We start from the raw sequence: 6,024 nt of genomic DNA, 5'->3' as shown, positions 1-6,024 counted from the left end.
CGAGGCCGCGGAGCCGGCCGGCTCGGACCCGTCGCGCCTGCTCACGCTCGACCGGCTGGCGGCGCTGCTTGCCGGGTTCGACGCCGCCTTGGCGGGCAAGGCGCAGCTGGACCGGCCGAACCCGCCGGCGTCGCGCGTGCGCTATGCGTTCCACCACGATCCGGTGCTCGCGTGGCACAACGGGATCCGCGCGTTCGTCGCGGTGCTGGTCGCCTCGGCGCTCTGGATCGTCACCGCGTGGCCGTCGGGCGCCGGGTTCGTCGCGATCACGGGCGTGGTCTGCGCGCTGTTCTCGACGCGCCCGAACTCGGTGGGCGCGACCGTCGGCTTCCTGAAAGGGGCGGCCTGCGCGGCGGTTGCGGGCGCGCTCTGCAATTTCGTGCTGCTGCCGGCGGTATCGGGTTTCGAGATGCTCGCAACCATCCTCGGCGTGTTCTTGATCGGCACCGGCATCGCGATGCGCAATCCGCGCACGGCCGGCATCGGCAGCGGCTTCTCGATCTTCTTCTGGAATTTCACGTCGCCGGACAACACCGCGCGCATCGGCGACGCCGCGTTTCTCAATTCGGCGCTCGCCACGCTGCTCGGCATCGCGTTCGGGGCGCTGGTGTTCGCGCTCGTGTTTCCCGGCGATCCCGGTACGAGCCGGCGGCGCCTGCATCGCGCGGTGCGCGCCGACCTGGCGCGCATCGCGCGCAATCCACGGGCATGGCAAGCGAGCGCGTGGCTGAGCTGCACGGCCGATCGTCTCGGGCGCGAACTCGGTTTCGCGGGCCGTCTGCCACCCAGCCTCATCGAGCGCGATCTGCGCGATCTGCTCGCGGCCTGGACGATCGGCGACAGCCTGCTGGCGCTCGCCGACCTGGCGACGCGCGAGCCGAAGGCGCGCCGTGTGGTCGCGGTCGTGCGGGGGCGGGTCGGGCACGCGGATTTAGCGCGGCTCGAGCGAGCTTGCGATACGGCGGCCCGTGTGCTGCTGCGGCGCGTGACCGAGGTCGACAGCGACGACGGCCGAGCATTGCTGCGCGGTGCGGTGTTGCTGAGAACGATCGCGGAGACGGCGGCCGCGCACAATGGCTTCCTGCGCGGTCGCCGGGGTTGACGGAGGGAGCGACGCGCGTGAGCGGCGGCCCGCGCGTCAACTGAGGCGATAGGCCTTGCCGGGCGTCACTTCCGCCGGCAGCGGCTCGCGGTTCAGTTCGAGCAGCGTGCGCTCGATCTGCCGCGTCATCGCATCGAGTGCGAGATGGTTCGGCCCGTCGCCGAACGGTTCGGCGATTGCATGCGCGATCGCGTCGAGCGCGATCAGCGTATAGGCGACGAACACGGTGACGAACGGTGTCGCCGCGCCGATCGAATCGACGAGACCGAACGGCAGCAGCACGCAGTACGCGTAGATGGTCCGGTGCAGCAGCACGTCGTATGAGAACGGGATCGGCGTGGATGCGATCCGTTCGCAGCCGCTCACCATCGACACGAGATCGTCGAGGCGCGCGTCGAGCATCCAGAGCCGCGTATCGGAGAGGCGGCCCGCATCGGCGCGTGCGGCGAACGCTTCGCGCAATTCGTGCGCGATGACGACCGGGCGGAAACGCGAAGCGGCGACGCGCGCGTACGCGGTGCCGTCGAGCAGCCCGCGCAGGTCCGCGGCCGGATCGGTGCCGCGCAGTTGATGCTTGAGCGCATAGACGAACGCGACGACCGTGCGCACGAACGCGCGCCGCGATGCATCGTCACGGTCGATCGCCCCGTAGCAGAGCGCCTGCGACACCAGCGTGCGCGTGGCGGTCAGTACGCCGCCCCAGAGCTGCCGGCCTTCGCGGTAGCGTTCGTAGCTCGCGTTGTTGCGAAACCCCGCAAAGATCGCGAGCGTGAGCCCGATCAGCGTGAACGGCGTCGGGTTCAGCGGCACCTTCTCGCCGAGCACGCGGCCGCCGCCCCATACCGCGACGAGACTGATCGCGAGCGTCAGCACGAGCTGCGGCAGGATGGTCGGCAGCACCGAGCCGTTCCAGACGAGCAGCATCCGCAGCCAGTGCTCGCGCGGACGAACGATCATCGCCGTGCTCCGTCAGGCGGCGATCGAGGCCGGCGCGGCCGCGCGATGCAGCAGCACCGGAATCGACTTCGACGTCGGCGTGTTGCACACGTCGCCGACGCTGTCGAGCGGCACGAGCGGGTTGGTTTCCGGGTAATACGCGCCGATGCAGCCGCGCGGGATGTCGTACTCGACGAGCAGGAAGCCGTCCGCGCGCCGCTCGATGCCGTCGTGCCACACGGTTTCCATGTCGACCCAGTCGCCGGCCTTCAGGCCGAGCATCGCGAGATCGTCGCGGTTGGCGAACACCACGCGGCGCTGGCCGAACACGCCGCGATAGCGGTCGTCGAGCCCGTAGACGGTCGTGTTGTACTGGTCGTGCGAACGCGTCGTCATCAGCGTCATCAGGCGTTCGCCGTGCAGCGCGCGGGCGCGCTGGATCGGCGTGTCGGCCGGCAGCGCGTGCGCGATGAAGTTCGCCTTGGCCGTCGGCGTGAGCCATTCGCGGTCGCGCGATGCCACGCGCAGGTGGAAGCCGCCCGGCCGCGCGATGCGCGTGTTGTAGTCGTAGAAGCCGTCGAGCGTCGCCTCGATCGCGTCGCGGATCTTCGCGTAGTCGTCCTTGTATGCGAGCCAGTCGATCTTGCCGCTGCCGAACAGCGCATGACCCATGTGCGCGACGATCGCGGGCTCCGACATCAGGTTCGGCGACGCCGGCTTGTTCATCCCGTACGACACGTGGACCATGCTCATCGAATCCTCGACCGTCACGCCTTGCGCGACGTTGTCCTGCAGGTCGATCTCGGTGCGGCCGAGCGTCGGCAGGATCAGCGCGTCGCGGCCGTGGATCAGGTGGCTGCGGTTCAGCTTTGTCGTGATGTGCACGGAGAGGTCGCAGCGGCGCATGCCTTCCCACGTGCGCGGCGTGTCGGGCGTCGCCATCGCGAAGTTGCCGCCGAGGCCGATCAGCACTTTCACATGGCCTTCGAGCATGCCCTCGATCGTCTCGACGACGTCGTAGCCGTGGTGGCGCGGCGGTTCGAAGTCGAACACCTGGCCGAGCCGGTCGAGGAACGCCTGCGACGGCTTTTCCTCGATGCCGACCGTGCGGTTGCCCTGCACGTTCGAGTGGCCGCGCACCGGGCACAGGCCCGCGCCGGGGCGGCCGATGTTGCCGCGCATCAGCATCAGGTTCGTCAGCATCTGCACGGTCGCGACCGAATGCTTGTGCTGCGTGATGCCCATGCCCCACGTCGCGATCACGCGCTCGCTGCGCGCATAGCGCTGCGCGAGGCCGTCGATCTGCTCGTACGGCACGCCGCTTTCGGCCGTCAGCGCGGACCAGCTTTCGCTGCGCAGGTCGTCGGCGAACGCGTCGAAGCCGGCCGTGTGCTCGTCGATGAACGCGGTGTCGAGCACGCGCGGCGCACCGGCGGCACGCGCGGCGTCGTCGAGTTCGAGCACGCGCTTCGCCATTCCCTTGATCAGCGCGAAATCGCCGCCGATCGTCGGCTGGATGAACGTCGACGCGATCTTCGTGCCGGACATCGTCAGCATTTCGATGGGGCTTTGCGGATCGGCGAAGCGTTCGAGGCCGCGTTCCTTCAGCGGGTTGATCGACACGATCGTCGCACCGCGCTTCGCGCACTCGCGCAGTTCGCCCATCATCCGCGGGTGGTTGGTGGCCGGGTTCTGGCCGAAGATCAGCAGCGTGTCCGCATGTTCGAAATCGTCGAGCGTGACCGTGCCCTTGCCGACGCCGACCGACACCGGCAGCCCGCGGCTCGTCGCCTCGTGGCACATGTTCGAGCAGTCGGGGAAGTTGTTCGTGCCGTACAGCCGCACGAGCAACTGGTACAGGAACGCCGCTTCGTTGCTCGCGCGGCCGGACGTGTAGAACGCGGCCTGGTTCGGATCGGGCAGTGCGCGCAGATGGCGCGCGATCAGCTCGAACGCGTCGTCCCACGCGATCGGCACGTAGCGGTCGGTCTGCGCGTCGTACACCATCGGGTCGGTGAGCCGGCCGTGCTGTTCGAGTTCGAAATCGGACTGTTCGAGCAGTTCGGCGACCGTGTGCGCGGCGAAGAATTCGGGCGTCACGCGCTTGCTCGTCGCTTCGGCGGCCACCGCCTTCACGCCGTTTTCGCAGAATTCGAACGTCGACGCGTGCTGGCGGTCGGGCCACGCGCAGCCCGGGCAGTCGAAGCCGTCCGGCTGGTTCTGGCGCAGCAGCGTGCGGTAGTTGCCGCCGGCGACCTTTTCCTTGATCAGGTTGATCGTGACGGCTTTCAGCGCGCCCCAGCCGGCGGCCGGGTGGGTGTACGGTTCGATGCGCGCGGTGGCGGATTTCTTTTTCATGATGCAACGGGTGTCGGGGTCGATGGCTGCAGAGTACGCGCGCCCCCCGTCCGGCTGTGTGTACACCTGTTCACCTCAAAAAAGAGTACAGTTTCGGCCATTCATACAGTGCGGATCGCAACTGTGTTGTTGAAGGGAAGTTGAAAGGAAGGCGCATGAAGCGTTACGAACAACTGGCCGACGATCTCCAGGCGCAGATCGAGCGTGGCGTGTACCGGACCGGCGAGCGGATTCCGTCGGTGCGGCAGGCGAGCCGGCAGCAGCAGCTCAGCGTCACGACCGTGCTGCGCGCGTACCTCGTGCTGGAAAGCCGCGGCCTGATCGAAAGCCGGCCGCAATCGGGCTATTTCGTCCGCGCGCGCGCGTCGGCGCCGGCCGAGGCCGAGCTGCACATGTCGGCGCCGGCCGCCGAGCCGTCGGCCGTGGACGTGAGCCGGCTCGTGCTGTCGACGCTGCGCTCGATCTCGCGCGACGACGCGGTGCCGCTCGGCTCGCCGTATCCCGATGCGTCGCAGTTTCCGGTCCAGCGTCTCGCCCGCTATGCGCAGACGATCGGCCGCCGCCGTACGCGCTGGGGCGTGATCGACGATCTGCCGCCCGGCAACCAGGAGCTGATCCGGCAGATCGCGCGGCGCTATGCGGAGCGCGGGATCGCGGTCGAGCCCGGCGAGATCGTGGTGACGATCGGCGCGACCGAGGCGATCAACCTGTGCCTGCAGGCCGTCGCGAAGCCGGGCGACACGATCGCCGTCGAATCGCCAACCTTCTACGCGATGCTGCACGCGATCGAGCGGATGGGCATGCGCGCGCTGGAAGTCGCGACGCATCCGGTCGACGGCATCGATCTCGACGCGCTCGAACGGATCCTCGAACGCGAGCGCATCGCCGCGTGCATGGTGATGCCGAACTTCCAGAATCCGCTCGGTTTCCAGATGCCCGATGTGCGCAAGCGGGCGCTCGTCGAGCTGCTGGCGAAGCATGGCGTGCCGGCGATCGAGAGCGACGTCTATCACGAGCTGCACTTCGGCGACACGACGCCGAGCGCGCTGAAGTCGTTCGACCGCGACGGGCTGGTGCTGCATTGCGCGTCGTTCACGAAAAGCCTGTCGCCGCGCTACCGGATCGGCTGGGCGATGCCGGGCCGCTACCGCGACCAGGTCGAGAAGCTGAAATTCCTGAACACGCTCGCGACGCCCGCGATCGAGCAGCTCGCGATTGCCGAGTACCTGAAATTCGACGGCTACGATTTCCACCTGCGGCGCATGCGCAAGCAGTACGCGCAGCAGGCGAGCCTGATGAGCGCGATGGTGCGGCGCTTCTTCCCGGAAGGCACGCGGCTGTCGCAGCCGCAGGGCGGGTATGTGCTGTGGGTCGAGCTGCCGCCGCAGGTCGATGCGATGAAGCTGTATGCGCTGGCCCTCGCGCAGCGGATCACGGTCGGCCCCGGGCACATGTTCTCGGCGAGCACCGATTACCGGCATTTCATCCGGCTCAACTACAGCTATCCGTGGTCGCGGGAGATCGAGGATGCGTTGAAGGTGCTCGGGCGGCTCGCATCGGAGTGCGCGGCGCGGTGAGTGCCGGGGGCCGTGCGGCGAGCGGCGGCCGATGACCGGCCGCCATCGCAT

4 protein-coding genes are annotated in these 6,024 nt (G+C 68.5%); 2 read left to right on the top strand and 2 right to left on the bottom strand.

The genetic code is table 11. The features are described 5' to 3' along the window. Nucleotides 1–1,102, top strand: a 1,102-nt coding sequence (locus G3N64_RS28930) for an FUSC family protein (protein ID WP_205787103.1), incomplete at its 5' end; no start/stop codon positions are given. Between the two features lie 36 nt (nt 1,103–1,138). On the opposite strand, the gene G3N64_RS28925 is transcribed toward G3N64_RS28930, so the two are convergent. Both G3N64_RS28925 and G3N64_RS28920 read right to left on the bottom strand, forming a co-directional pair. After that, nucleotides 1,139–2,059, bottom strand: coding sequence for a bestrophin family ion channel (locus G3N64_RS28925; RefSeq protein ID WP_205787102.1), 921 nt, complete (start codon nt 2,057–2,059; stop codon nt 1,139–1,141). A gap of 12 nt (nt 2,060–2,071) precedes the next feature. Further along, the gene (locus tag G3N64_RS28920) at nt 2,072–4,396 is read right to left on the bottom strand and encodes an FdhF/YdeP family oxidoreductase (RefSeq protein ID WP_205787101.1); all 2,325 of its coding nucleotides are present in this window, start codon (nt 4,394–4,396) and stop codon (nt 2,072–2,074) included. Between the two features lie 155 nt (nt 4,397–4,551). Here G3N64_RS28920 and G3N64_RS28915 point away from each other — a divergent pair, with 155 nt between their 5' ends. After that, entirely contained in the window at nt 4,552–5,973 is a 1,422-nt protein-coding gene (locus G3N64_RS28915; protein WP_205787099.1) for a PLP-dependent aminotransferase family protein, read from the top strand. Nucleotides 5,974–6,024: the final 51 nt, after the last annotated feature.

The organism is Burkholderia sp. Ac-20344 (genome assembly GCF_017104975.1).
In the GTDB taxonomy this organism is placed as follows: domain Bacteria; phylum Pseudomonadota; class Gammaproteobacteria; order Burkholderiales; family Burkholderiaceae; genus Burkholderia.
This window is presented reverse-complemented; position numbering and strand designations above follow the sequence as displayed.